At 32.5% G+C, this 25,514-nt stretch carries 21 protein-coding genes and 2 pseudogenes; 7 read left to right on the top strand and 16 right to left on the bottom strand.

From position 1 onward, the window contains the following. Positions 1 to 25 precede the first annotated feature (25 nt). The 3 genes and pseudogenes from BOW55_RS05425 (at position 26) to BOW55_RS05415 (ending at position 3,468) form a co-directional block, all read left to right on the top strand. Complete coding sequence (locus BOW55_RS05425) at positions 26 to 1,372, top strand: lipopolysaccharide assembly protein LapB (RefSeq protein ID WP_129023309.1); 1,347 nt, start codon at positions 26 to 28, stop codon at positions 1,370 to 1,372. A 13-nt stretch (positions 1,373 to 1,385) separates the two neighbouring features. Next, a complete protein-coding gene (locus BOW55_RS05420; RefSeq protein ID WP_089053562.1) occupies positions 1,386 to 2,165 on the top strand; it encodes a DUF4292 domain-containing protein in 780 nt (259 codons plus the stop codon). Between the two features lie 23 nt (positions 2,166 to 2,188). Beyond that, positions 2,189 to 3,468 (top strand): annotated as a pseudogene (locus tag BOW55_RS05415) (murein hydrolase activator EnvC). 185 nt (positions 3,469 to 3,653) lie between these two features. On the opposite strand, the gene BOW55_RS05410 reads toward BOW55_RS05415, so the two are convergent. Beyond that, entirely contained in the window at positions 3,654 to 4,043 is a 390-nt protein-coding gene (locus BOW55_RS05410) for a CBS domain-containing protein (RefSeq protein ID WP_129023308.1), read from the bottom strand. Between the two features lie 260 nt (positions 4,044 to 4,303). Here BOW55_RS05410 and rbfA point away from each other — a divergent pair, with 260 nt between their 5' ends. The 4 genes and pseudogenes from rbfA (at position 4,304) to BOW55_RS21650 (ending at position 8,168) form a co-directional block, all read left to right on the top strand. After that, on the top strand, positions 4,304 to 4,696 hold the full coding sequence (gene rbfA, locus BOW55_RS05405; RefSeq protein ID WP_089053565.1) for a 30S ribosome-binding factor RbfA: 393 nt from the start codon (positions 4,304 to 4,306) through the stop codon (positions 4,694 to 4,696). Between the two features lies 1 nt (position 4,697). Then, a complete protein-coding gene (locus BOW55_RS05400) occupies positions 4,698 to 5,897 on the top strand; it encodes an ABC transporter permease (protein WP_129023307.1) in 1,200 nt (399 codons plus the stop codon). Between the two features lie 172 nt (positions 5,898 to 6,069). Next, positions 6,070 to 7,497, top strand: coding sequence for an MATE family efflux transporter (locus BOW55_RS05395; RefSeq protein WP_089053567.1), 1,428 nt, complete (start codon positions 6,070 to 6,072; stop codon positions 7,495 to 7,497). Between the two features lie 63 nt (positions 7,498 to 7,560). Then, a pseudogene (locus BOW55_RS21650) lies at positions 7,561 to 8,168 on the top strand (N-acetylmuramoyl-L-alanine amidase). Positions 8,169 to 8,266: 98 nt separating this feature from the next. On the opposite strand, the gene dusB reads toward BOW55_RS21650, so the two are convergent. The 15 genes from dusB to BOW55_RS05315 all read right to left on the bottom strand — a co-directional run bounded on the left by dusB (position 8,267) and on the right by BOW55_RS05315 (position 25,444). Then, positions 8,267 to 9,259 carry a tRNA dihydrouridine synthase DusB gene (gene dusB / locus BOW55_RS05385; protein ID WP_089058965.1) on the bottom strand — a complete coding sequence of 331 codons (993 nt, stop codon included), beginning with the start codon at positions 9,257 to 9,259 and terminating at the stop codon, positions 8,267 to 8,269. Between the two features lie 145 nt (positions 9,260 to 9,404). Beyond that, positions 9,405 to 10,700, bottom strand: coding sequence for a phenylacetate--CoA ligase family protein (locus tag BOW55_RS05380; protein ID WP_129023306.1), 1,296 nt, complete (start codon positions 10,698 to 10,700; stop codon positions 9,405 to 9,407). Beyond that, positions 10,697 to 12,364, bottom strand: coding sequence for a C45 family peptidase (locus BOW55_RS05375; protein ID WP_129023305.1), 1,668 nt, complete (start codon positions 12,362 to 12,364; stop codon positions 10,697 to 10,699). The genes BOW55_RS05380 and BOW55_RS05375 overlap by 4 nt, the downstream gene beginning before the upstream one ends. Before the next feature lie 6 nt (positions 12,365 to 12,370). Then, positions 12,371 to 13,888, bottom strand: coding sequence for an NAD(P)/FAD-dependent oxidoreductase (locus BOW55_RS05370; RefSeq protein WP_129023304.1), 1,518 nt, complete (start codon positions 13,886 to 13,888; stop codon positions 12,371 to 12,373). Position 13,889: 1 nt separating this feature from the next. Next, a complete protein-coding gene (locus BOW55_RS05365) occupies positions 13,890 to 17,567 on the bottom strand; it encodes a 1-acyl-sn-glycerol-3-phosphate acyltransferase (protein WP_129023303.1) in 3,678 nt (1,225 codons plus the stop codon). 166 nt (positions 17,568 to 17,733) lie between these two features. After that, the gene (locus BOW55_RS05360; protein WP_129023302.1) at positions 17,734 to 18,921 is read right to left on the bottom strand and encodes a DUF2062 domain-containing protein; all 1,188 of its coding nucleotides are present in this window, start codon (positions 18,919 to 18,921) and stop codon (positions 17,734 to 17,736) included. 18 nt (positions 18,922 to 18,939) lie between these two features. After that, complete coding sequence (locus BOW55_RS05355) at positions 18,940 to 19,425, bottom strand: hypothetical protein (protein WP_129023301.1); 486 nt, start codon at positions 19,423 to 19,425, stop codon at positions 18,940 to 18,942. A 2-nt stretch (positions 19,426 to 19,427) separates the two neighbouring features. Beyond that, positions 19,428 to 19,799, bottom strand: coding sequence for a 3-hydroxyacyl-ACP dehydratase (locus BOW55_RS05350; protein ID WP_089053576.1), 372 nt, complete (start codon positions 19,797 to 19,799; stop codon positions 19,428 to 19,430). 11 nt (positions 19,800 to 19,810) lie between these two features. Continuing rightward, on the bottom strand, positions 19,811 to 20,428 hold the full coding sequence (locus BOW55_RS05345; RefSeq protein WP_129023300.1) for an outer membrane beta-barrel protein: 618 nt from the start codon (positions 20,426 to 20,428) through the stop codon (positions 19,811 to 19,813). Next, positions 20,429 to 21,028 (bottom strand): porin family protein, encoded by a 600-nt coding sequence (locus tag BOW55_RS05340; RefSeq protein ID WP_129023299.1) that lies wholly within the window; start codon positions 21,026 to 21,028, stop codon positions 20,429 to 20,431. A 37-nt stretch (positions 21,029 to 21,065) separates the two neighbouring features. Beyond that, on the bottom strand, positions 21,066 to 21,701 hold the full coding sequence (locus tag BOW55_RS05335; RefSeq protein ID WP_129023298.1) for a hypothetical protein: 636 nt from the start codon (positions 21,699 to 21,701) through the stop codon (positions 21,066 to 21,068). Then, positions 21,667 to 22,293, bottom strand: a complete 627-nt coding sequence (locus tag BOW55_RS05330) for an outer membrane lipoprotein carrier protein LolA (protein ID WP_129023297.1) — start codon at positions 22,291 to 22,293, stop codon at positions 21,667 to 21,669. Before BOW55_RS05330 ends, BOW55_RS05335 begins: the two co-directional genes overlap by 35 nt. Positions 22,294 to 22,403: 110 nt before the next feature. After that, positions 22,404 to 22,952 carry a polysaccharide deacetylase family protein gene (locus BOW55_RS05325; protein WP_241686487.1) on the bottom strand — a complete coding sequence of 183 codons (549 nt, stop codon included), beginning with the start codon at positions 22,950 to 22,952 and terminating at the stop codon, positions 22,404 to 22,406. 232 nt (positions 22,953 to 23,184) lie between these two features. Next, complete coding sequence (locus BOW55_RS05320) at positions 23,185 to 24,246, bottom strand: beta-ketoacyl synthase N-terminal-like domain-containing protein (RefSeq protein ID WP_129023296.1); 1,062 nt, start codon at positions 24,244 to 24,246, stop codon at positions 23,185 to 23,187. Position 24,247: 1 nt separating this feature from the next. Next, positions 24,248 to 25,444 (bottom strand): beta-ketoacyl-[acyl-carrier-protein] synthase family protein, encoded by a 1,197-nt coding sequence (locus BOW55_RS05315; RefSeq protein WP_129023295.1) that lies wholly within the window; start codon positions 25,442 to 25,444, stop codon positions 24,248 to 24,250. Between the last annotated feature and the right edge of the window lie 70 nt (positions 25,445 to 25,514).

The following is a 25,514-nucleotide window of genomic DNA, read 5'->3' as shown; positions in this document are numbered from 1 at the left end:
GTTTAAAAATGAAAATATAAAAAGAATGAAAAAAGGCGTTTTAATAATTTTATTTATCGTTTTGCTTGGCAATTCAAATGTGGTTTTGGCTCAAACTGAACCAGAAGATATTGCTATGGCAACAGATGATTATCAAGATGCTTTTTATGAATCTTTAAAACAAAAAGGAATTGAAAATTATGATAAAGCAATAGCATCATTAGACAAATGTATCAAACTAAAACCCAATGATGCTGTTGCCTATTTTGAATTAGGGAAAAATTATCTGGCTCTCAAAGATTATAAAAATGCACAGGATGCATTTGAAAAAGCCACACAATTAAACCCAAAAAATAAATGGTATTGGTTAGGAATTTACGATGTAAGTTATGAAACCAAAAATTATCCGCTGGCAATCGAAACGATTCAGAAAATTATGGTTTTTGATGAAGAGTACAAAGACGATTTAATATCGTTGTATATGATCACAAACCAATTTGATAAAGCTTTGACTGCTATTAATGAAATGAACGATAAGTTTGGGAAATCTGAAGATCGTGAAAGATACAAAATACAGATTTTATCGCAGGGAAAATATCAGGATGCTGCTATTACCAATTTAATAGATCAGATTAAGAAAAATCCAAAAGAAGAATCCAATTACGTTAATTTGATTTTTTTATATTCAAAAGCAGAGGAAACAGATAAGGCATTAGATATAGCAAAACAATTATCAAAAGAAATTCCAGATTCAGAATGGGCGCAGGTAAGCTTATTCAAAGTATATCTAGATGCCAATCAGGCAGATAAAGCGATAAAAGCGATGAATATAGTTTTGTCAAGTTCAAAAATTGACTCAAAAATTAAACATCGTACCTTAAATGAATTTTTGATTTATGTTACTAAAAATCCTCAGTATGCACCTGATTTAGAAAAGGCAATTGCATATTTTGATAACGATAAAGAAATTGATGTAGCAAAAGAAATTGGCAAATTTTATCATGGAAAAGGACAATTTGAAAACGCAATTAAGTATTACGAGAAAGATCTAAGAACAAACTCAGAGACAGATCGTGAAACTAATTTGCTTTTACTTGATGCTTATACACAGGCAAAACAATTTGAGCCAATGACAAAAAGGGCGATGAATATGATAGAAGTTTATCCGAGTCAGCCTCAATTTTACTATTATGCAGGACTAGGAAATAATCAGCTGAAACAATTTAAAAACGCAAAAACCGTTTTAGAAATGGGACTTGATTATGTTGTTGATGATAAAAAGCTCGAAGCAAATTTTAATATTCAACTTGGTGAGGCTTACAATGGATTGGGAGATGCTAAGAAAAAAGAGGAATACTTTTTGAAAGCAAATGAGTTATTAAAACAAAAATAATAAGGAGAATAAAATGAAAAAATATATTGTATTAGTATTGATGTCCGTTTTTGTGATTTCATGTAAATCAAAACAGGCAGCAGTACAAAACAACACTGTAGTCGAAACGATTACAAAAAAAGATAAAAAAGCAATAGAGAAGCATTACGAAAACAAACTAGATTTTTCGACTCTCTATATAAAAGCCGCTGCGAAGTATGTAGATGATAAACAAAGTCAAAACGTAACTGCCGAAATAAAAATTGAAAAAGACAAACAGATTTTAGTAAGCGTTCGGTTTTTAGGAATTACAATGGCGAAAGCCTTGATTACCCCAACCGCAGTAAGTTATTACGAAAAAATAAACAGTACTTATTATGAAGGTGATTTTAGCAGTTTGAGTAAATGGCTTGGAACTGAATTAGATTATAACAAAGTACAGAATTTGTTAATTGGAGAAGCTTTTGATGATTTAAGAAAAGGCGAGTATACACAGACAATTGTAGAAAATCTTTTTCGCTTAGAAGATGAAAAGGATGAAAATATAAAAAAGGCATTCTATTTAGATCCTGAAAAATATTTGCTGCAGAAAGAAGAAATCACACAAGCATCTGAAAACAGAAAGTTAGAAATTAATTATTCTGACAGTAAAACGTTTGCCCAAGGAACAATTCCAACAACACTTACAATTAATGCTGTGCAGCCAAAAGGAACAACCAATATTAATTTAAATTATAACAATATTTCGTTTAACGAGGAACTTTCTTTTCCGTATAGCGTACCAAGCGGTTATAAAAAAGTTTTAATTAAGTAAATTTGCAAAAAGAAAAAAGAAACATGCCAAAATTTCTCCTCAGCCTAATTTTTATTTGTGCCACAACTTTTATGTGGGCGCAAGATTCACAGCAAGAAAAACTTGAACAGCGTAAAGCGCAGATTCAGCAAGAAATTAGAGATAATGAAAAAATGCTGCAATCAGTAAAGAAAAAGAAAAATCGGCTGTAAATGTGTTTTTAATTCAGGCGAATAAAATCAAGTTAAAAGAGAAATTAATCAATACTACCGCAAAGCAGGAAAAACTGTTAAGTAATGATATGTATATTAATCAAGTTAAGGTTAATAAATTAAAAAAGGAGCTGGAAGTTTTAAAAGCAGATTATGCTAAGATGATTTTAAAATCGTACAAAAGCCGTTCTGAGCAAAGTAGAGCAATGTTTATTTTGTCTTCAGAAAGTTTTTTACAAGCTTATAAAAGAGCACAATATTTAAAACAATATACTAATTTTAGAAAAAATCAAGGTTTAGAAATCGAGTCTAAAACTGCACAATTAGTTGATTTTAATGCAAGGTTAGACGGGCAGAGACAGGTTAAGAAAAAAATTATTGCTGAGAACGAAAAGGAAAAACAAAGTTTAGAAGTTGAGAAAAAAGAACAGCAAAAATTAGTTAACTCAATTAAAAAAGATAAGAATAAAATTATTGCTGATACAAGAGCGAAACAGCAAGAATCGAGAAGAATCGACGCTAAAATTAAAGAACTTATTCGTGAACAAATTAGATTAGCGAATCAAAGAGCCGAGGAAGAGAGACGTAGAAGAATCGCAGAAGGTAAAGCCAGCGAAGCAGAGAAAGCAGAGGCAGCAGCACCTAAAAGTTATTCATCAGATAGAATTGCATTAACGCCGGAAGGTAAAATTTTGGCTGCCGATTTTAAAGCAAACAGAGGAAAATTACCTTGGCCGGTAGAGAAAGGATTTATATCTCTTGGTTACGGAGATCAACCGCATCCATTGTATCCATCATTGACTGTTCATAATTCAGGAGTAGAGATCACTACTGAACAAGGAGCAAGCGCACGTGCGGTGTTTGAAGGAGTGGTATCCAAAGTGATTGCCTTATCTCCTGTAAACAGAGCCGTTTTTATTCAGCATGGAGATTTCTTTACCGTATATCAAAATTTAAGTTCCGTGTCTGTTGAACAAGGTGATAAAGTAAAAGTGAAGCAAGTTATTGGAAAAGTTAGAACTAGTGGAGACACAGGAAAAACAATTATTAAATTCCTGATTCTTCAAAATACATCAAATAATAATCCAGAAGGATGGCTGCAAAATAGATAGTTTAGCAGTACTATAAAATGAGCTGATTGAATATTAGCTAAAAGAAAACCTTTTCACTGATTAATACTAGTGAAAAGGTTTTTTATTTGCTTACATTATCAGGGTTTTCAATTAAAACAGTATTTAAACCAGATTGTATAGATGAATTTTGAATAAGAAATTCGGTTTTTACAGTTTTGAATCACTTAATCATATTGTTCTAAAAAATATTTAATAACATCAGTCGTAGTTACAATTCCTTTCAGTTCTCCATTGTCTACAACAGGCAGAGCATGAAAATCTTCTTTTGCAAAAACTTCCGCTAGATCTTTAATAATGGTATCAGAAGGAAGAGTTTTTGGTTTTGAAGTCATAACTTGAGAAATGCTGAGCATATCCAAGATCGCTTCATCTACACCTTCTTGTCCATCAAACAAAGCACCAAAAGTCAATCGATTAACATCTGTTCGGCTTATAATACCAACTACCACTTTGCCATTAACAACAGGAATATGTCTGATCGAATTCGATTTTAGTTTTTCTACTACTTTTCTTAAATCGTCATTTTGATTTACAGTCACTACGCTTTTAGTCATAATGTGACTAATTGGTTCTCTTTTTTCATAATAGATAAGTGTTAAATTTATATCAAATATGTAAAATAATTCTGATAATATTTGTGATATTTATCAGCTTTTAAATCAAAACAAATGATTACCTATAATAGTTAAAATTTGAGGATATTGTGAAAATGAATACTAGAAGTGACCGTTTTTTGAGAAATAGATTTGTAAATTCATTCTTAAGTTAATTCGAAATTGCATCGATTGAAATTAAAAATAGTATTTTTTGCACTATGGAAACAAATAGACAGAAAAAAATAGGCAGTGTAATCCAGAAAGATCTGGTTGATATTTTGCAAGGTGAAGTGAGAAAAAATGGAATTAGCAACTTAGTAATTTCAGTATCCAAAGTTAGTGTTACTTCAGATTTATCTGTGGCGACAGTATATTTAAGTATTTTTCCACAAGAAAAAGCCAAAGAAACTTTAGAAGGAATAAAATCAAATACTACCCTAATCAAGCATGATTTATCACAACGCGTTCGTTTGCAATTACGCCGTGTGCCAAATCTAGTTTTCTTTATTGATGACTCTTTAGACTATATTGAAAAAATAGACAATGCTTTGGCAAACAGAGAAAATCCAATTGAAAACCGTGATCTACTAGAAAAAAGAAGAAAATCATAAATTGAATTTCCCCCTTTACATAGCCAAACGATATATTTTCAGCCGAAGTAAAAATAACGCTATCAATATTATCAATCGTATTGCCAGCATGGGAATTGTTGTTGGCACAATGGCTTTGTTTGTGGTATTGTCCGTTTTTAGCGGATTAAAAGTTTTTAGTCTTTCGTTTACAAACGAAATAGATCCCGACTTGAAAATGACAAGTACTTTAGGAAAATCATTTTTTATTTCTAAAGAACAAGAAAATCAACTCAAAAAAATTGAAGGAGTTGCCTCTTATACCAAAATTATCGAAGAACGTGTTTTGTTCTTATTCAAAGATAAACAGCATGTTACCTATTTAAAAGGTGTAGACAGTGTTTATCCTGTAGTAAACGATATCAAGAAAAAATTATTTAATGGGCAATGGATTAGAAGAGATTCTTATCAGGTAGTAATTGGATATAGAATGGCACAGGATTTCTCGATGGGAATTCTTGATTTTGAAAATCCGTTGCAGATATTTGCACCAAAACCAGGAAAAGGAGCAATCGAAAATCCAAATGAAGCCTTTACAAAAACAGATGTATTGCCTGTTGGAGTTTACTCAATCAGCGAAGATTTAGATTCGAAATATGTATTTGCAGATTTAGGTCTTACTCAGGAATTATTGATGTATAAACCCAATCAGATTTCAGGAATTGAGTTTAAACTGAAACCAAATGCAGATGAAAATGCCATTACAAATCAATTAAAAAAGATCTTCGATAATAAAGTCACCTTAAAAAACAGAGCACAGCTTAATGAGTCTTTATACAGAATGCTCAATACGGAGAATATCGTAGTTTATTTGATTTTTACTCTCGTAATTGTGGTAGCACTTTTTAATTTAGTCGGCGCTTTAATTATGATGATTTTAGAGAAAAAAGGAAATCTAAAAACCCTATTTAATCTTGGAACAGAAATCAACAGTCTTCGAAAAATATTTTTACTTCAGGGAACGCTGCTAAGTATTTTTGGCGGATTATTGGGTCTCGCTTTAGGTATTATTCTAGTAGTGCTGCAGCAAAAATATGAGCTTATTATGCTTACCGCAACTTTGGCATATCCAGTAGTATTTACAGTAGAAAATGTGCTTATTGTTTTAGGTACAATTGTTTCTCTTGGTTTTGTCGCTTCATTAATTGCCAGCAGCCGCGTAAGCAAAAAGTTGTTGGATTAATATATTTCTCTAAAAAATATTACTTACATTTATTGCTTTAAAAATCTACAGCATATGATTGTTTCTGCCTAATCCTAATTTTATTTTTTTAGAATAATTAGGATACTTACGTTTTACTTTCTTAGTTCAGGTTATTACATCTGGACAATTTTTATCATTTATCCTAAATATCATGACAGAAACAGTTATAAAGAAAAGTTTATTTTCTAAAATATTCACCACCCTAAAACAAGCCTTGCAAGGTGACGAATCCTTTGATTATACCTCTGGAAGTATTAAGAAAGCCGTAATTCTATTAGCCATACCAATGGTTTTAGAAATGATGATGGAATCGGTTTTTGCTTTAGTCGATTTGTATTTCGTTGGTCACTTAGAACACAGCAGTTTTGCAATTCAAACAGTGGGATTAACAGAGTCTGTTTTAACAATTATATATTCTCTAGACATCGGATTAAGTATGGCAGCAACCGCAGTTGTAGCAAGACGTATTGGAGAAAAAGATCCTGTTGCTGCAGCAAAAGCCGGAATGCAGGCTATAATTATTGCATTTGTACTAAGTGTTTTTATGAGCATTTTTGGAATCATCTATGCCAAAGATATTCTTTTATTCATGGGAGCTTCTGTTGAAGCCGCTGAACATGGGTTTAGATACACTCAAATTATGATTGGCTCTAGTTTATGTATTACATTTTTATTCTTGATAAACGGAATTTTTCGCGGTGCTGGTAATGCGGCAATCGCAATGAAAAGCCTTTGGATTGCTAATATTTGTAATATTATTTTATGCCCAATTTTAATTAATGGTTTCGGGTCAATTCCTGCTTTTGGATTAGTTGGTGCGGCGATTGCCACGACTTTAGGAAGAAGCATTGGGGTTTTGTATCAAATTTATCATTTGTTCTATGGAAATGGAGTTTTAAAAATTAAAATCTCTTATTTAATTCCAGATTTCAAGCAGATAAAAGCTTTAGTCAAAATTGCTGCTCCAGGAGTTTTGCAATTTGTAATCGCTTCATGCAGTTGGATTTTCTTGGCACAATTAGTAGCTACAACAGGAGGCGATCATGGTTCTGCAGGTTATCAAACGGCATTGCGAATTATGATGTTTTTTATTCTGCCTGCTTGGGGGTTAAGTAATGCAGCGGCAACTTTGGTCGGACAGAATTTAGGAGCCAAACAAATTGAACGCGCCGAAAAATCAGTTTTTACAACTGCAAAATACAATTTGGTTTTTATGGCTTCTATTACAATTATAACATTAGTTTTTGGACAGTATATTATTTCATTTTTTACCAATGACGAAATAGTAAAAACGGTTGCAGTCGAAGCTTTACAGATCATGTGTATTGGTTTTGTCTTTTATGGAATTGGAATGGTTTTAATAAATACCTTTAATGGAGCAGGAGATACGTGGACACCAACAGGAATTAATTTCTTCGGATTTTGGCTGTTTCAAATACCATTAGCCTATATACTTGCCAAACATTTTAATATGGGACCAACAGGAGTTTTCATCGCAATTCCAGTTGCTGAAACTGCAATAACATTAGCCGGAATCTTTTTCTATAAAAGAGGAAAGTGGAAAAGAGTTCAGGTTTAAAATTTATTTGTATACTTTTTCTTAAAAAAAGACGTTAAAAATTTAGTAACCAAAAACTATATTATGAAAAAGCGAATTAAATTTTCAACACTTTTAGGAATTTTAGGATTAGCAGTTATTTTTTCATTTAAACCACTAGAAGAGAAAAAAACAATTGTAATTGATGCCGGTCATGGCGGAAAAGATCTTGGTGCCGACATGTATGGATTTCAAGAGAAATTAATTACGGAAACAATTGCAAAAAAATTAAAACGTTAAATAAGGATAGTAACCTTGAAATTGTTTTACTTCGAGATAGTGATCGTGAGATGGAATTGAGCGAAAGAGTTTCGATTATCAATAATTTAAAACCAGACTTAGTTGTTTCTCTTCATGTTAGTAAAAGTATGAATATGAGTGTAAACGGAGTAGATGTCTATGTTCCATCAAATGAGACGTTTCATGAAAAATCAAAAGAAAGTGCAGTTATTGTAATTGATAAAATGACTGAAGCTGGAAATCTCAAAAAAAGAAGAGTTTCTGAAGCACCTTTTTATATACTAAAAAATGCTAGCTGTCCTGTAATGACATTACAAATCGGATTTTTATCGAATGAAAAAGATCGCGATTATATTACTAGTGAAAAAGGACAGACAGAAATTGCCCTAAACATTTTAGAAGCTGTAAAGTAAAAATGACTATACATTCAAAAAAAATACCTTCAATATTGAAGGTATTTTTTATATATCAGATCTTTATCAGAGGTGAAAACTTTGGCAAAGATTATATTTTAAACAAACTCATATCCTGCATAAACCTGCTCAATTTCCTTCATAATTGCGAATAAATCTTCAGGTGCATCAGTGGTAACTAGTTTTTGTTTGAATTCTTTAAAAGAATGAATTCCTTTGAAGTAGTTCGTATAATGACGGCGCATTTCTACAATTCCTAAACGTTCGCCTTTCCAATCCATAGACCATTGTAAATGATTTCGAGCGGCTTCAACACGATCAATAACCGTTGGAGCAGGTAAATGCTCGCCCGTTTTAAAATAATGTTTAATTTCATTAAAAATCCACGGATAACCAATTGCAGCACGGCCAATCATGATACCATCAATTCCGTATTCGTTTTTATATTTTAAAGCCTTTTCAGGATTATCGATATCACCGTTTCCAAAAATAGGCATCGTAATTCTTGGGTTGTTTTTTACACGCGCAATATGCGACCAATCAGAGTGGCCTTTGTACATTTGAGCACGAGTTCTGGCGTGAATCGTTAAAGCTTGAACACCTATATCCTGAAGCCTTTCTGCAACTTCATCAATATTAATCGAGTTTTCATCCCAGCCCAAACGCGTTTTTACCGTTACAGGTAAATCAGTACTTCTAATAACCGCTTTTGTCAAACGAACCATCAAATCAACATCTTTCAAAACGCCCGCTCCAGCACCTTTACAAACTACTTTTTTTACAGGACAGCCAAAATTAATATCGACTAAATCAGGTTTTACCGTAGAAACAATTTTAGACGAAAGTGCCATTGCTTCCTCATCACCACCAAAAATCTGAATTCCAACAGGACGTTCGTAATCAAAAATATCCAACTTCATTCTACTTTTGATCGCATCACGAATCAATCCTTCTGATGAAATAAATTCCGAGTACATCATGTCAGCGCCGTGCGTTTTGCATAATCTGCGAAACGGCGGATCACTCACATCTTCCATTGGAGCAAGCAGTAAAGGAAATTCGGGTAATTCTATGTTGCCAATCTTGACCATCTTCATAATTTTTTGCAAAATTACAACATTTAGTTTAATTAAAAAGAGTCTAAGTTTCTAAGATGCTAAGGTTCTGAGTTTTTTATCCTTATTTAATATTAAAAAAGAAAAACTTAGAACCTTAGAATCTCAGTATCTTAGCAACTTAGAACGAAGTTCTATAATCAAAAAAACGAATTGGTTTACGGCTCATTGGGTTAAAAACCAAAGGGTTTAAAGTTTCTTTTGAGGCGAATTCTATTTTTGGAGTTACTCTTAATTTGGCTCTAAAATGATCTTTTATTTCCTGTAAAAATTCTGGAGTTTGATTTTTTACAGCAATCTTTATCACGATTTCATCTGTGCCTAAATCGTTTGTCGAAATTTCAATAATATGATTCTCGATATTATCAAAACCACTTAAAACATCGTTCATTGCCGGCGGATAAAGTGTTGTGCCTTTGTATTTGATCATCTGTTTTTTTCGTCCTAAAACTGGACCAACACGCAAAGTGTGTCGCCCGCAGGCGCAAGGTTCATTATGAAGCTGTACAATATCGCCCGTTTTAAAACGCAATAAAGGCATCGCTTCAATACCTAAAGTAGTAAAAGTGAGTTCACCCGTTTCGCCATTTTTTACTGGCAGATTATTTTCGTCCAAAACTTCAACAATGATTAATTCTGGATGATGATGACCGCCTTTTCCGTGTTCACATTCTGTAAAAGCCGTACTCATTTCAGTAGAAGCATAAGTCGAAAACAACTTAATATTCCATTTATCCGTGATTTTTTTAGACAAAGTATTCATCGAAAAATCTTGATCTCTCAGCGATTCTCCAATACAAATAGCGCCTTTTACACTCGAATTATTATAATCGATTCCGTGAATTTCGGCATATTCAATTAACTTCAATAAAAACGAAGGAACGGTAATTAAATAACTCGGATTGTATTTTAAAATCGAATCCCATTGCATTTCAGGAATTCCGGCACCAACACGAATAACGCCTACTTTTAGTTTTCGTAGTCCCAGAAAATAAGCCAAACCAGCCATAAATTTTCTATCGATTGTAGTCATCAACTGTACAACATCGCCTTCAGCAATTCCTGCGCAGGCAAAAGAAATAGCTTCATTATAAGCCAATCGATCTAAATCAGAATCGGTTAAACCAAAAGTTACAGGATCTCCTAAAGTACCAGAAGTAGAGGCGTAGTCGATAATTTTGTTTTGCGGTACACATACAAAATCATCATTGTATTGTTGTAAATCTTCTTTTGTAGTAACAGGCAAAAATTGTAAATCTTCGAGCGTTTTAATTTTTGAAATATCAATATTCTGTCCAGCAAAAAGTCTTTTGTAAAAAGGAGAATTTTGACTGATGTATTCTAAAAGTTCGGTAAGTTTTTTTTCTTGAAAAATTTTAATTTCTTCTAAAGAATCTTTTTCTATTGCTGGAATCATTGTAGTTTTCTTTTGATCTTTTTTAAATATTTTTCAATTTTTTCTTTTTCGGGTGCAGTGGTGATTTCTTTCGTCAAAGCTTTTTCAAAATTAAGCTTTGCCTGATTAAAATCTTTTATTTGGTAAAAGTACAATCCTGGCTTATAATATACAACCCAATAATCAGGGTTTAAGGATTGGTAATTTTGAATAAATGCAACCGAAATACTTTCTTTTTTTTCAAGCAGAGCATCTATTTTATGATCTTCAATTCTAAATTTTTTATAATTCTCGTAAGCTGTAGTTTCTAGAAAAGGATCTTTGGCAATATTTAAATTTTCTAGTTGAAACGAAACCAAAGTATCTGTTTTTCGATTACTAAAAACAGTATCTAAATTGTAGCAGACAAATTCGCCTAATTGATACGGATTTGCAGACACCCAGACTAATTTTTCTTTAGGTTTAAAAATAATTCCGTGATGTGCCATAAGCTGATTTAGTGCTTTTTCAGATCCATAACCAAGCGGAATATCTTTTAAACCGTTTTTATTTCGAAGAATTTCAGAAGCAATTTCAGGATTTACTTTTGGATTTTCAGATAAAAGTTCCTGCATTCTTTCAAATCGATATTCAGAATGGCTGTTAGCGATTTGAGCTTGATTTCTTTTATCATATTTAAAAGCATCACCTTGAAAATGATTCGAACAAATTAATTCATTACTGTTTGAAACGTCGTAAACATCCATTTTTTTGGGAGAAACTTCGATTAAAACTGCTTTATTATCATTTGCACTTCCTACCATTATAGATTCAGAAACAAATACTTTTCTTTTTTTGGCAATCGCAACGGCTTCGTCTATTGTTGCGGCGTGCTGTAAAATTTCTCGAGTAAGAATCGAAATTGGTGTTTTGGCAATTAATGGAATTTTCGATTTTGATGCATTAATTGTAATTGTTAAACCTTCTTGGTTCATTCCAGAAACCGCACCAATCATTCCCGGCCAAGTAATCATCATAAATTTATGACCTTCTTTCGGATTTATGAATGCCACGATTTTATTTTCGGCGAAAGCATCGTTTACATAAAAATCAAAATTTCGTCCAAGAATTAAACTCCCGTCTTCCGATTTTTCATTCCAAGCAGCAAAAGAAGAACAGCCGACTAAAGCTAAATCTTGAAGAGCATGGCCAATATCGTGTGCAGCGTGTAAATATAAGCCGCGTTGATATTTGGATGCAATATTGTCGAACTCATGTGAAGTATATTCTGAAACGCCAAAAATTTCCGTTTGATATTCCTCAGGAACATTCAAAAATAATTTTCGATTGTACCATTTTAAAAAATGACGAAGCATTTTCTGTTCAAAATTGGACGGAATTAAATCGGTTATTTTAGAGAAAAAAATCTGTTGTTGTTTTTTTAAAAGTGAATCTGTCAAGGCGCCGGTGTTTAAACCAATTTCAAGCGGATCGCCTTCAGCATACAATTCCCAAAGACCTTGTCTGTTTTTTAAAAGAGAATTTTTTCCTGAGGTAAAAACAGAATCAGAGATTTTTTTGACAACTGGTTTTTGTGCATTATATCCCGAAATTTCGGGTTGATGGTGCATTGATTTTGATGTTCCGCAAGAAACAAGCGACAGTAGAAAACCGATAAATAAAAAAAATGAGATTCTGTTTTTCATGATTCTTTATTCAGATTCTTTGTTAATTTTGGTAACCAAATATTCTTTACCAATAATTTCAGAGCAGGTAGAAACGGCACCAATTGTTACACCCAATACTCCGTGCATGTTTATACTTTGACCCGTAAGATACAAATTATCCAATTTGGTTTTTGCAGGGATTAATGTTTTCATAGGATTATTAGAATCTTTAACATATCCGTACATATTTCCATTGTAACCGCCAATATAATCGCGATATGAAAGCGGTGTAGAAGAATGAATCGATTTGATACAATCTTTAATTCCTGGAAACTTCAGTTCAATTTCATCTAAAAATTTAGCCGTTTTTCTCGCTTTAAATTCCTCATAACTTTCCCCTCGATCACTTTTTTCCGCAGTTGTGTTAAAAGTATCAATCCAAGGAATCATATCTTCATATTTCATGTACGTAATAAACGTCATTCCGTCAGCCCAGATTTCATCTTTTTTTGAAGCATTCATCGAAGCCATAAAACCTTTTGGCCACGAATCATCATCATAATCATGCGCAGTCCAGACCTCACTGCTTTTTTTGAAATGATAAAAATTATGATTGATATATTTAAAAGTTTCAGGTTTAAAAACCAAATACAAACTAAAAGCCGAAATGACACCTTCAAGACTTTGAACTCTATTAACAAACGCTTTTCTAAAGTTTTCTTCGCCAGCCATTTTCAAAGTTGTTTTAGGTTCAATATTTGAAATAAACATGGAGCCAAAAACTTTTGTTCCGTCTTTTAATTCGACAAATTCGACTTTATTGTTTTCGACATGAAATCGAGTCACTTCTTTGTATTTGTAAAATTCGCCGCCGTATTTTTTAAGCTGTTTTAAAAGTTGTTTTGTAATTTGGCTTCCGCCGTTAATGCATCGCCACGAACTTTGAATGTATGAATTTACCGAAAGGGCATGAACGTAAAAAGGTGATTTATCTGGAATTCCGGCATATAAAAAATTAGAGCCGGCAAGAACCGCTTTTAATTTTTCATTCTGCGTGCATTCGTCAATCGTTTCTTTTGCGTTTAGCGCAAGAATTTCGTTTTCATATTTTCCTTCCCAATTTAAATTGTAAAGCGGAAAAGCGTCGCAGATCGACTTTAGTTTTTCGCAGTATTTATCAATATTGGCTTTTTCTTCAGGAAAAAAGGCAGTCAGCTGTTTGGTGAAATTATCGTATCCCTGCGCATGTGGATATTCGTTTGGATCATCTTCAAAAGAAATCATATCGTAACAATTATCATCTAATTTTTTCAAATTTAGATGCTTCATAATACCGATATAATTAAAATATTTATAGAGATTTTCGCCTTTATCTAAGCCTCCGATATAATGAATTCCCGTATCAAAAATAGTTTTATCACGAACAAAAGTCTGCAGATTTCCACCGTATTGATTGTTCTTTTCAAGCACACAAACGCTGTAGCCTTCTTTAGCCAAAATTATAGACGAAACTAATCCGCCTAAACCGCTGCCAACAATTACTACATCGTAATGCTCCTTCATTCTATTTTTTCTTTACTACGGTTATATCATTTTCTTCAGCAGTAATTTCAAAACCAGCTGCAATCAATTTAGTTTTTAAATCTTGGCAGTTAATTAAAATTATTGTTGTGCTTAAAATGATTTTTTCAAAAGCAGCAACATAGCTTTCATCAGAAATTAAAAGAATTTCATGTTGATTTTCAAATGCTGATTCTAATGGATCTGAATAAAATATTTTTCTTTTTTTAAGGAAATAATTCGTTTTTGCAACAGCCAATTTTTCTTCATCATTTATAAATGAAAACACCTTATGCTGTGGTTCCTGCAAAGTCAATAAAACATCCAGCTGCCCATAATCATTTGCAAGATGGAGTATTTTAGCTTTAGAATCAATGTATTTATTTAAGTTGTAATAGGTTTCTAAATTTTGACTTAGATCTTTTTTTACACTATTGCCTATTTCAAGTTCTTTATAATCATAGCTGTTAATGAGCATTGATTTGAAATAAGCAGGACCTTCGAGCTGTTGGCGAATTTTGCGATATTCAGCCTTAAAGAAAGAACTGATTTGTTTTGTACGCTCGGCATAATTATTTCCAAAAGAATTATTTTCGGGAGTAATTCGCTCTAAAATTGAAAGGGTAAGCGTACTGCGATGAATTACAAAATCGCCTTTTGGAATCGCTTCTGAGGCACCATGAATCACAACAGGAATAATGTCTAAGTTAAATTCTTGGGCAAGAAAGAAAGCGCCTTTATGAAATCTTTTTACAACATTGTTTTCAGAACGAGTTCCTTCTGGAAATACCATTAAGGAATAACCTTCTTCAACTTTTTTTCTTAAATGTTCTACACCGCCTTCAAGACCTTCAGAAACGGGATAAAAACCTGCTTTTCTAACTGTTCCGCCAAATATGGGAGAGTTGTAAACCCAGTCGCTTACCAGAAAAATAATTTTTGGACTCAGCATTCCCATTGCAAGAATATCTATAAACGAAGAATGATTTGCAATTATAACAGCTGGCTTATCAAAAGTTTCATTAAAATTATTGATGACTTTTTTGTGGATAAATGGGTTTGAATACAATACAGATTTCATGAATTTTGAAATCACATATCTAAAAGCTTTCATTTTTGTTTTTTTGCTCAGCGGTAAAATCGGCATTATCGTAAAACTGAAAATAGACATTAAAATGCCACCCATACCATAATAGAAAAACGAAATTACACCATGAATAAAAGTGCGTAATTGAAAAGGAGGATTTCCGTTTTTGGGTCTATTTGACAAAAATAATTTGAACAGTATAGGATAAAAAATAAATGTAATAATTAAAGCTGCAAAAACTCCAATTAAAGAAACGGAAGAAATAGATCGTAATGCTGGATGTTTTGCAAAAATCATCGCACCAATTCCTAAAATAGTGGTAATTACCGCCAGAATAATTGAAGTTCTGTAAATGGCAATTTCATTTTTTCCTGACGAATATTCTTTTTGTAAAGCGCTTGTCATGAAAATACTAAAATCAACACCATGACCAAAAATTAAGGTGCAGACAATCATGCTGAAAATATTCATTTGAATACCAAAAATGCCCATAATTCCAGCCGTAACAATTCCAGTTAAAGCAATTGGAATACAGCTGATAATCACTAATTCGACTCTTCGGAAGAAGAAAAATAAAATAAAAATTACGGCAACAAAAGAATAATTTACAAGCGAATTAAAATCAGTTTTTAAAGTACTGAAAAAGGTTTCATTCATTTGCTGACGATCAATCGCAATGATGTTGTCTTTGGCAGAAGTTGATTTTACAAAAACATCACGTTGTTTTGGGGTAACTTTTACTAAAGTTGAAATCGTATAAAAACCATTTTTTTCGGTTACAAATTCTTTCAGCTGCAATGCTTGAACTTTTAAATAATCTGAAATAGAAATTGGTTTAAAATCAAAGCCTAAACGATCAAAAAAGATCGAGTAGGTTGTTGGTTTAAAGCCAAGTTTTGAACCTTCGGAAATCAATTGTGACTTCAAATTTTCTTTTTTCTCAGCGTTCCAAAATGAATTCCATTTTTCAATTTTCTCTTTTTGCGCTTCTTGCGAAAGCACAATACCGCCAATTGAACTAAAATTTAATATTTTGTCTTGTTCTTTTGCTGTAGATAAATCTCCAAAAAGCTTGTTGTTGTTCTGCAATACTTCCTCCATACTTTTTCCGTACGAGGCAACATAAATGGTTTTGGAAGTTAAACTTGTGCTTTCTTCCAATTGTTTTTCGGCCGCTTTAATGTCTTTTGGAACAAAATTTAACTGCGATAAATCGTTATTGAAGCCAACATTATTATAAGTAAAACAACAAACGATTGTAATTATAACACACAGACCAATCAGGATTTTATTATTATGAAAGGAGAAATGCGCGAGTTTATCAATCGCATTTTTTTTATGTTCAAAATTGTCTTGTTTTGGATTATACAAATGCGGAATAATCAAAAGAGAGAAAATTCCAGTTGCCATAACGATAACAGCGGCAAAAATTCCGAGATCATTTAAGGCATCCGATTTTACAAAAAGCAAACATAAAAAGGCAACGGCAGTTGTTGAACTGCTCATAATAACAGGCATCGTAATGTCTTTGTACAAGGTTTTTATATCGCTGTTGTGTTTGTAATGTGTAAGAATGTGAAGCGAATAATCGATCGTAATTCCCAACAAGATCGATCCAATTCCTAGAGAAATCGCTGAAATTTGTTCTTTTACAAAATATAAAAAGGCAACGGCAAATAAAGCTCCAAAAACGGTTGGAAGAAAAATAATAAGCGGAATTAATATTTTTCTGTAAAATAATATCAGAATCAACATTAAGGTAAACATCGCAATTGATGTTGTTAAAACAATATCGCTTTTAATTTGTTTTGCATTGGCAGCCGCAATTAAAGCCGAACCAAAATAACTCACAGAAGTTTTTCCTTTAAACTGCTGATTTAAGTTTTCTTGAATTGATTTAAGTTTTTCGGCAAAAATGGAGTTTTTTTCCGTTTCGCTTGATGAAATATCTGAGGTTATAAAAAGAAGTAATTTCTTTTTATCCTTTGTCATTACAAAACCATTATCGAGTGTAAAATCGTCGCCAATATTTAATTGCTGTAATTTTTTTAAAGCGATGAAAGAAATTCCAAGCGGGTCCTGCAGAATAAAATCTTTGGTAATAAATCCAGATGGAGAAATGATTGATTTGTAATTTCCTTGTGCAGTTGCCGCAATGCTGTCTTTTTGCAGTTTGTTTTGAATGGCAGTATAATCGTTGTCATCTAGAAAAAGAGGCAGATTATTGTAAACAAAATCAATAGTTTCTTGAATATTTTCTTCGTCTATTTTTCCTTGAATTCCAGTAATGTATGGTTTGCAGGATTTAGAAACGCTGTCTGAAAAAACAGCAGCCATTTCTTTTAAATCGTCTTGAGAACCGTTTTTTTCAAGTTCAAAAATAACGGTTGTTTTATCAGCAAAATTTAATTGTTTTAAAACTTTTGCGGTCGCATCGGCTTTGTCGTTTGCTGGAATAAGCTTGCTGATGTCCTCTTCAAACTTAATTTGTGAAGCAAAAAAGCCAAATACTAAAAGCATCAAAACGGCCAAAAGAACCGATAAAGATTTTCGTCGGTTTACAAATAAATGAATGGCGTAGAAGTATTGATGCATAGTTATTTATTATTGTTTTTTTGCCACAGATTACATGGATTAAAATGATTTTTTTCGCCACAAATTTCACGAATTAACACAAATCAATTCGTGGAAATTTGTGAAATTCGTGGCAAACTGACACAGATACTAAAATCATTTTAATCCATGTAATCTGTGGCAAACCTTACTTAATATTCGTTTTGTTCTTAGAACTAAAAGCGCTTAAAAGCAGATAACTTATAAAGCCAGCTGATAGCGCCGAAACGGATGCTAAAATAAGACTTCCTACGATATATTGTGTAGCATTTTTTTGAATATCATCAAACGTAATAGAACTATCTAAAACCAAAGCATCATCTCCCGCTACAAAAAAGCTTCCCATTTTTAAGGAACCATATATGACAAACGGAATGAAAGGCGGGAAACTTACATTTGAAGCTAGATAGGCAATGACTTTGTTGAGCCTGAATAATGCTGCAAAAGTAAAAAGCAACACGGTTTGAAAACCCCAAAATGGCGAGATACCAATAAAAACTCCTAAAGCAATTGAGGCTGATTTTATGAAATTAGAATCGTTGCTTTCTAAAATATCTTCAAGAAAGAATTTTTTAAAACCTTTTTTTTTTGCTCTCCTAAAAAAATCTCTCGGTTTAATGTACAAAAGAGCGTTGATTACCAAAACGGTATTTAAAATACTGATTCGGGTAAAATCTCTAAATGGACGAAAATGCGAAACGCGTTCTGCAGGATCATACAAAACTTGAATAGGAATATTTTTAACTACAATTCCTTTCCAAGCGGAGCGAACAATTACTTCAATTTCAAACTCAAATTTATTGGTGTAAAATTGCTTCGGAATTAATTTTAACGGATACAATCTAAAACCTGATTGTGTATCTTCAAGTACAATTCCAGTTTCAAACTTAAACCAGAAATTCGAAAATTTATTTCCAAAACTGCTTTTCTTCGGCACATTTTCCTGAGTCATGTTTCGGCTTCCAATTAAAAGCGAATTGGGTTCTTTTTGAATTGCTTCGATAAAAACAGGAATATCAGAAGCAAAATGCTGTCCGTCTGAATCAATCGTAATGGCATATTCAAAATTTTGTTCGATTGCTTTTCTAAAACCATTACGCAGCGCTCTGCCTTTTCCTAGATTTTTAGGATGATGAATTTGAGTTAGATGATGATATTGTTTTAGAATTTCGTTTGTTTCGTCAGTCGAACCATCATTAACAATAATGACATTTGAAGTGAAATCTAAAATAGAATCCAGCACTTTTTTCAATGTTTTTTGATTATTGTAAGTGGGTACAATAACACAAAAAGAAGTTGAACTGAGCAGGTCTTGCTGAGATAATATAGGTTTCATTGGGAGTTGTTCTTGAGCTTATTTTACAAACTGCTTCTCCTTGTCAGAGAAACTTTTAGATTGTAAAACAAAGTCTTTTAGATATAGTTTTAAAGCAGTATTTTGCTCTGCATAATGAGCGGTAATAAAAGCTTTATCTTCTTTAATGTTTTTTTTGTAGCCGGTAATTCCAGGAACATCTTCCTGAATACTTAAGCGAATCATTCTGATTTCGATATTATTTGGATCACTTTTTATCGTCGCTTCCAACAATTTGGCACCTTCCTTGAAACGATCCATTTTGTCTCTTAGTTTTTTCTCGAATTTTGAATCTAATAAAATAGATGCCGCTTTGTAAGCCACCAAAATTTTATCATCGTCATTAGAAACTCCAGAAAGTTTCTGTGTAAATTCTTTCGCATTAGTTTCTGATTTTGTAACATCAGAATACATTTTTCGGATAGAAGCCAGATCAGGAGTTCCAACAAAATTGATCCAAAGAAGTAATGATATAAGTAATTTCATAATTATAATTTTTTATACGCATTGCTTAATTTCAGGGCAACGGTATCATTAAAATAAGTGGTGTTTTTCACCTTTACCAAATCATCTTCTGTGACTGTTATATCAAGTTCTAAGCGTAACTCAGGATTTGTCTCAGGATTTATTAATGCCATGAATTTTACATTTGTCAAGGTTTGAATCATCAACGAACTTTTGGTAATAGACTCTGTAAGTTCTTTAATAATTTGAATCATGCAAACGCCTGGCATTATTGGGTTTCCAGGAAAATGACCTTTAAAAACCTCATGATTGGCATTAACTAATATACGAATATTATATTTAGCATCGCCCGTTTTCTCTTCTGAAAGTACTTTATAGAAGTCTTTTAAAACCATAATTTTATTTTTTATTTCACCTCAAAAGAGTACGAAACACCTATTTGAAAATTTACATTAGTATTATAATCACCAAAAAGATAGTGACTATTTGAATTGTTATAATAGTAATCGCTGTCTAAAACGTCTAAAAGTCCTTTTTTAAATCGGAATTCAAAAGCAAGACCTGATGGCATTTTGTAAGCAAGACCTGTTACAAACGAAAGGTCATTATAAGTTTTTCTAAAAGCTAAATTGTCATTTAAAAGAACATCTAAAGCTGGCCCAAACTGTATTTGAAAACCTTGTCCAAATGTAAATTTGTTAATCATAGCGATAGACAAATAACTCATTTGTAAATCCTGATAAACGATTCTTTCTGTTTGTGTATTGGGATCAATAAAATTTCGTGCAACATTATTAGATCCTTGTCTGATGTAATTTATTTCGGGCTGCAGCGCATAACGCTTTGTTAGATTTATTTCTCCAAAACCGCCAATATAAAAATCAGGTCTGTAATCTGCATGCATTTCTGAAATCGTCGAAAGACTCAAACCTGCTCGTAAACCGGGTTTAAAAGTTGCTTGAGCTTGTATGTTTACAACTGCGAAAAAAAGAAATAGGGCAGCCGCTAGTTTACTTTTATACATTTATTTTACTTTAAAAGTGTAACTAATACCAATTTGAAAAACTTGATTTAAGATAACATCATTATAGTAATAATCGTTATTATCGTAATCAATTCCGTCGTAACCATAAATATCAATTAATCCTTGTTTAATTCTGGCTTCAAATGTTAATCCATTTGGTAATGTATAGCCAACACCGCCAACAATGGCAAGGTCAAAACCTTCGGGATTGCTGTTGATATAATTATCAGAAACTTTTAAATCTAAAGACGGACCGCCCAAAATGTGGAAGCCTTTACCGCCAATGTTAAATTTTGCAACCGCACCAAGTGTTAAATAATTTAGTTCATACTTTTCAGAATAATAACGACCATTTTCAAAGTATCTTCCTTCATCACCTTGTCTAGAATACGTTATTTCAGGCTGTAACGAAAAATATTTATTAAATTTAATGTTCACTAATCCACCAACATAAAAATCTGTTTTAGATTGATTATCATCAATATTGGTTAATGTTGACACATTTAAACCACCTCGTAGCCCCGGACTAACTTTTACTTGCGCTTGAGATAATTGAATTCCGATGCATAAAACGAATGCAATTAAGGTTATTTTTTTCATCATTAGATTAGTTTAGTTTTAGGATTAGTTTAAATTTTTATTCTGATTTAAAATAATTAAGCTCAATTTTCAATTTAATATTCTGATGAATTATCTGAATCTTTTCGGCAAAAATATTGTTTTCTGAATTGAAATACAGCGTAAATTTTTCTTTTGTTTTAGAGGCGTGAACTATCTTTTCTAGTTTTTGATCTTTTTTAGAAACAAAAATGTAATTGTCTCGTTTTCCATCTGCCGATTTATAGATATTATCAGATTCATTTTCAAATTGCTCTTGAATCAAATATTGTTTTTTCAAAAGCAGACGAAAATCTTCTTTCAAAGTATTGATTAATATTTTTCGATCTAATTCAGAAACAATAGAATTGACTTTAAAATCAGTTTCAGAAATTTCGAAATCCATTAATTTATTTCCGAATTCCGTTGTAAAAACAATTCGATGTGTTGTATCGTTTATTTTTTTGGCAATAAAAATTCCTGATAACTCATTTCCGTAAACGCTTATGTTGGTTTTATAAACATAATCTGTTTTTGAATCTGAAAAATACGGAACTTCATAAGACGTTTTGTCTAGTTTTTTTGGTGCATAGTTTTTTGTGACTGAGCCGCACGAAACTAAAACAATTGCCAGAAAGCAATTAATTAGTAAAAACTGAATCGTCGATTTTTGCATTGATTACTTTATTTTTAAGTACAATTCTAGTATAATCTTCAGATGATTCTAATAATTTTACCTGAACAACAGTTGCTTCTTCTTTGTCAAAAGTGAGCTCGATTTGTTTGATGTATTTTTTCAGCGCAGCATCTTTCGGAACAAATTTTGCTAGATTCTGACCTTTCAATTTAAAGTACGAAATCGTAAATTCTTTGTCATCAAACATATTACCGCTTACACTTCCCACAATTAATTTATTAATTCGTGCAAAGATTTTGCTGTTGCCAATATCAACTGCACTTTTCTTTCCTTCGTCATTAATCAGGATTTTTCCGTTTTTGAAAGTAATGCTGTAGTTGTATGGTTTTTTATACTGCCATTGAAGCAAAGCCGGCTCTTTAAAAACCATTTTTCCCGAAGTTTCAATGTCTTTTGACAAAAAATCTAAATGCTTGTATTGAACAAAATCGGTACTTAAAGTTTTGATTTTTTTGGCTACGACATTTACATCTTCTTTAAATTGTGTAATTTCTGCAGCAGACATTTTTTGCTCTTGAGCAAACAAACCGCCTGAAATAAAAAGAATTAGTAGAGCTATTTTAGTTTTCATATTTTTTAAGATTGTGCTTAATAATTTTGCCACGAATTGCACCAATTTTCACGAATTTTTAATTTAATAAAATCCGTTTAAATCCGCGTCTTCGCGATAGCGAATCTGTTTCATCCGCGTTCAATTTCATAAGCTTTAAGATTCAGTAATTCTTCAATCGAAACTACTTCATAATTATTCTGCTGTAAAAATTGCAAAAACTGTTCCAGTACCAAAACAGAATGTTCTGCTGTATCATGCAAAAGTACAATTCCGCCGGGAGATATATGCTTAATGAGTCGATTGAAAATTAATTCCTGATTTTGGGTTCCACCGTCAAGTGAACGAATATTCCAGCCAATTGTTTTATGTCCAGTTACTTTTAAAGCTCTTCTTATCGAAGGTGTTGTAACTCCATAAGGCGGACGAAAGAAGTTGATCTTTTTGGAAGTGAATTTTTCTAAAAGCGCGTCTGTTTTTTGAAGTTCTTCGGTTATTGTTGAAGCATTATAAAAATCAAAAAACTTAGAATGTGAATAAGAATGATTTCCAACTAAATGTCCTTCATCAATCACTTTTTGGAGAATTTGGGGATGTGCTTCAATGTTTTTTCCAATACAGAAAAAGGTCGCTTTGGCATTGTATTTTTTTAAAAGTTCTAAAACTTGTAAAGTGTAAATACTTGGACCGTCGTCAAAAGTAAGCGCGATTTTTTTTCTGTTTCTAACGGATTACTGCAAAATGCTTTTACATGATAATTGGAAGAAATGCGTGCAGAACCAAAAGCATTTATTCCGATCCATAGTAAAGCAATTATAAGAAACCATAATTCATTAATTGCTAGACTTATTTTCAGAAGAAACAATAAAAGCAATAAAAAGATAAAAAACAGCGATATGTTTTTGTGCGTTATCATTTTGACAGCAGCGTAAAACTATGGTTTTTTCCGTTTAATTGATTATATAATAAAATCGTTTTGTAATCTGATTTTTCGACAGTATTTACTTTTACGATTTCAGGAATTTCTTGAGTTTTCAAAATTTTAGTCGCCATCCAAAAAGCAAAAGCCGAAGCAGTATCATATTCGCCGCTCAAATGTTTGTAATATAAAATGGGAGTTTGAGCAAATGCATTTTCAGCAAGATTTCTATAATAATTCTCAAAATCTGCATTTCCGTCAAAACCTAAAACAAGAGCATCAATATCTGAAATTTCTAAATGATTTGATTTTAAGAACGAAACAATTGCTGTTTCAACTTCATTTTCTTCCAAAGTATTTACAATAGAAACATCTAGAAGTTCGGCATAAGTGTTTTCTTTTCTTTCATTTTCCAAAACAAAAAAGCTGGCTCCTTCGCCATAAACGGCACCGCTGGTTGCAGCATTTAAAACATCATAAGGAGCAGAATTATCTGCTTTAATACGTCCGTTTAATTTGAAAAGTGAAGTAGTATATTCTCCGTTTTCATCAACACCGCCTACTAAAATCGAATTGGCTTCGTCCTCTTCAATTTGCATTTTGGCATCCAAAAGTGCCGATTCAAAAGAAACCGCACCATTTACATACGTAAAATTATAACCTTTACATTGCTGTAAAAGCGCAATCTGTGCACCAACAGTATTATGAGTAGATTGAATAAAGGAAGTTGGCGTTAAAAACTCTTCTTTATTATCTAAAATACTTTTTAGGAATTTTTCAGAATCTTCGATGCAGCCCAAACCAGTTCCAGTTATGATTGCGTCAACATTTTCAATATTAGCATCTTTCATTGCTAAAGCCGAAGCTACGATTCCGTTTTTTACACCTTTTGCCATTCTGCGGCTTGCAGCTGGCGAAATATATTCTTTGTATGCCGGCGAAACAATTGCCAGTACATTTTCATCATGATTTACAACAGCTTCTTCTAAAAAAACAGTATCAAATGTTTTTTGAGTCGAAATACAGCCTACTCCATTTATATATGTTTTTTTCATTTTAGCTTTTTGAAAATATAAGGGTTGAACAATTTCCTCCAAACCCAAAAGAGTTAGATAAAACGTGTTCGATGTTTTTATTTTTTAAAGTAGTCTGCGGCGTCAAATCGAATTCCTCCATTTGAGTTTCAAAATTCAAATTTGGATAAACGACATTATTCTGAATCGCCAAAACACTGTAAACAGCTTCAATTGCCGCTGCAGCTGCTAAAGTGTGACCTGTAAATGGTTTTGTTGAACTAAAATCGGGAACATTTTCCTCTTTATAAATTCGGCGCAAAGCTCTTCCTTCAGATAAATCGTTATTTGGAGTAGCAGTTCCGTGAACGTTGATATAATCTATTTCAGAGGGTTTTAAACCCGAAACTTCAAATGCTTTTTTCATTGCCAAAAAAGCACCGTCTCCGTTTTCTGAAGAAGCGGTTTGGTGAAAAGCATCATTTGCATTTCCGTAACCCGAAACTCTTGCCAGTACTTTTTTGTTTTGCTTTTCAACAATTTCGTCCGATTCTAAAACCAAAAAAGCAGCAGCTTCTCCAAGATTTAGCCCTTTCCTGTTATTGTCGAAAGGTTTGTTGTAATCGTCAGATAAAATCATTAAAGTTTTAAATCCGTTGATAGTGAATTTTGCCAAAGCATCGGCACCTCCCACAATTACACGATCTAATTTTCCAGTTTTAATCAATCTTGCACCAAGCATAATTGAATTGGCTGCAGAGGAACAAGCGGTACTTATAGTTGTAACCATTCCTTTTAAGCCCAGTTCTTCAGCAATTTTTTCAGCAACATCACCGCCGTCGTGACAGGTAATATATTTAACCAATTCAGGTTTTTCGAAATAATCGTAATAATGTGTCTCCGTCATGTCCATTCCGCCTACACTAGTAGCCGAAATAAGTCCAGTTCTAAATTCATTTATAGAGGTGATTCCAGCATTTTCAACAGCTTGTTTTGCCGCCAAAGTACCAATCATAGCAGTTCTCGAAAAATTATTATCGCTGTTTAATCCCAGTTCGTTGATAAGCTCATCGTTGTTTTTTTTGATTTCACCTACTTTAATAACATCTGCATGAACTGTAGAAATATTTGAGATACGAGAAATCCCGATTTTATTTTCGATTAACGAATGATAATTTTCCTCAACCGAATTTCCGATCGAAGAGATAATTCCCATTCCTGTTATTGCAACACCTTTCATTTTAGACTGACTTAGATTTTTAGACTTGCTTAGATTATTAGAATTTAGACTTGCTTAGATTTTTGGATTT

Origin of the sequence: Flavobacterium sp. YO12 (assembly GCF_004119495.1) — a bacterium.
Classification (GTDB): domain Bacteria; phylum Bacteroidota; class Bacteroidia; order Flavobacteriales; family Flavobacteriaceae; genus Flavobacterium.
The sequence above is the reverse complement of the archived record's forward strand: the minus strand, read 5'-3'. Positions and strand labels throughout refer to the sequence as shown.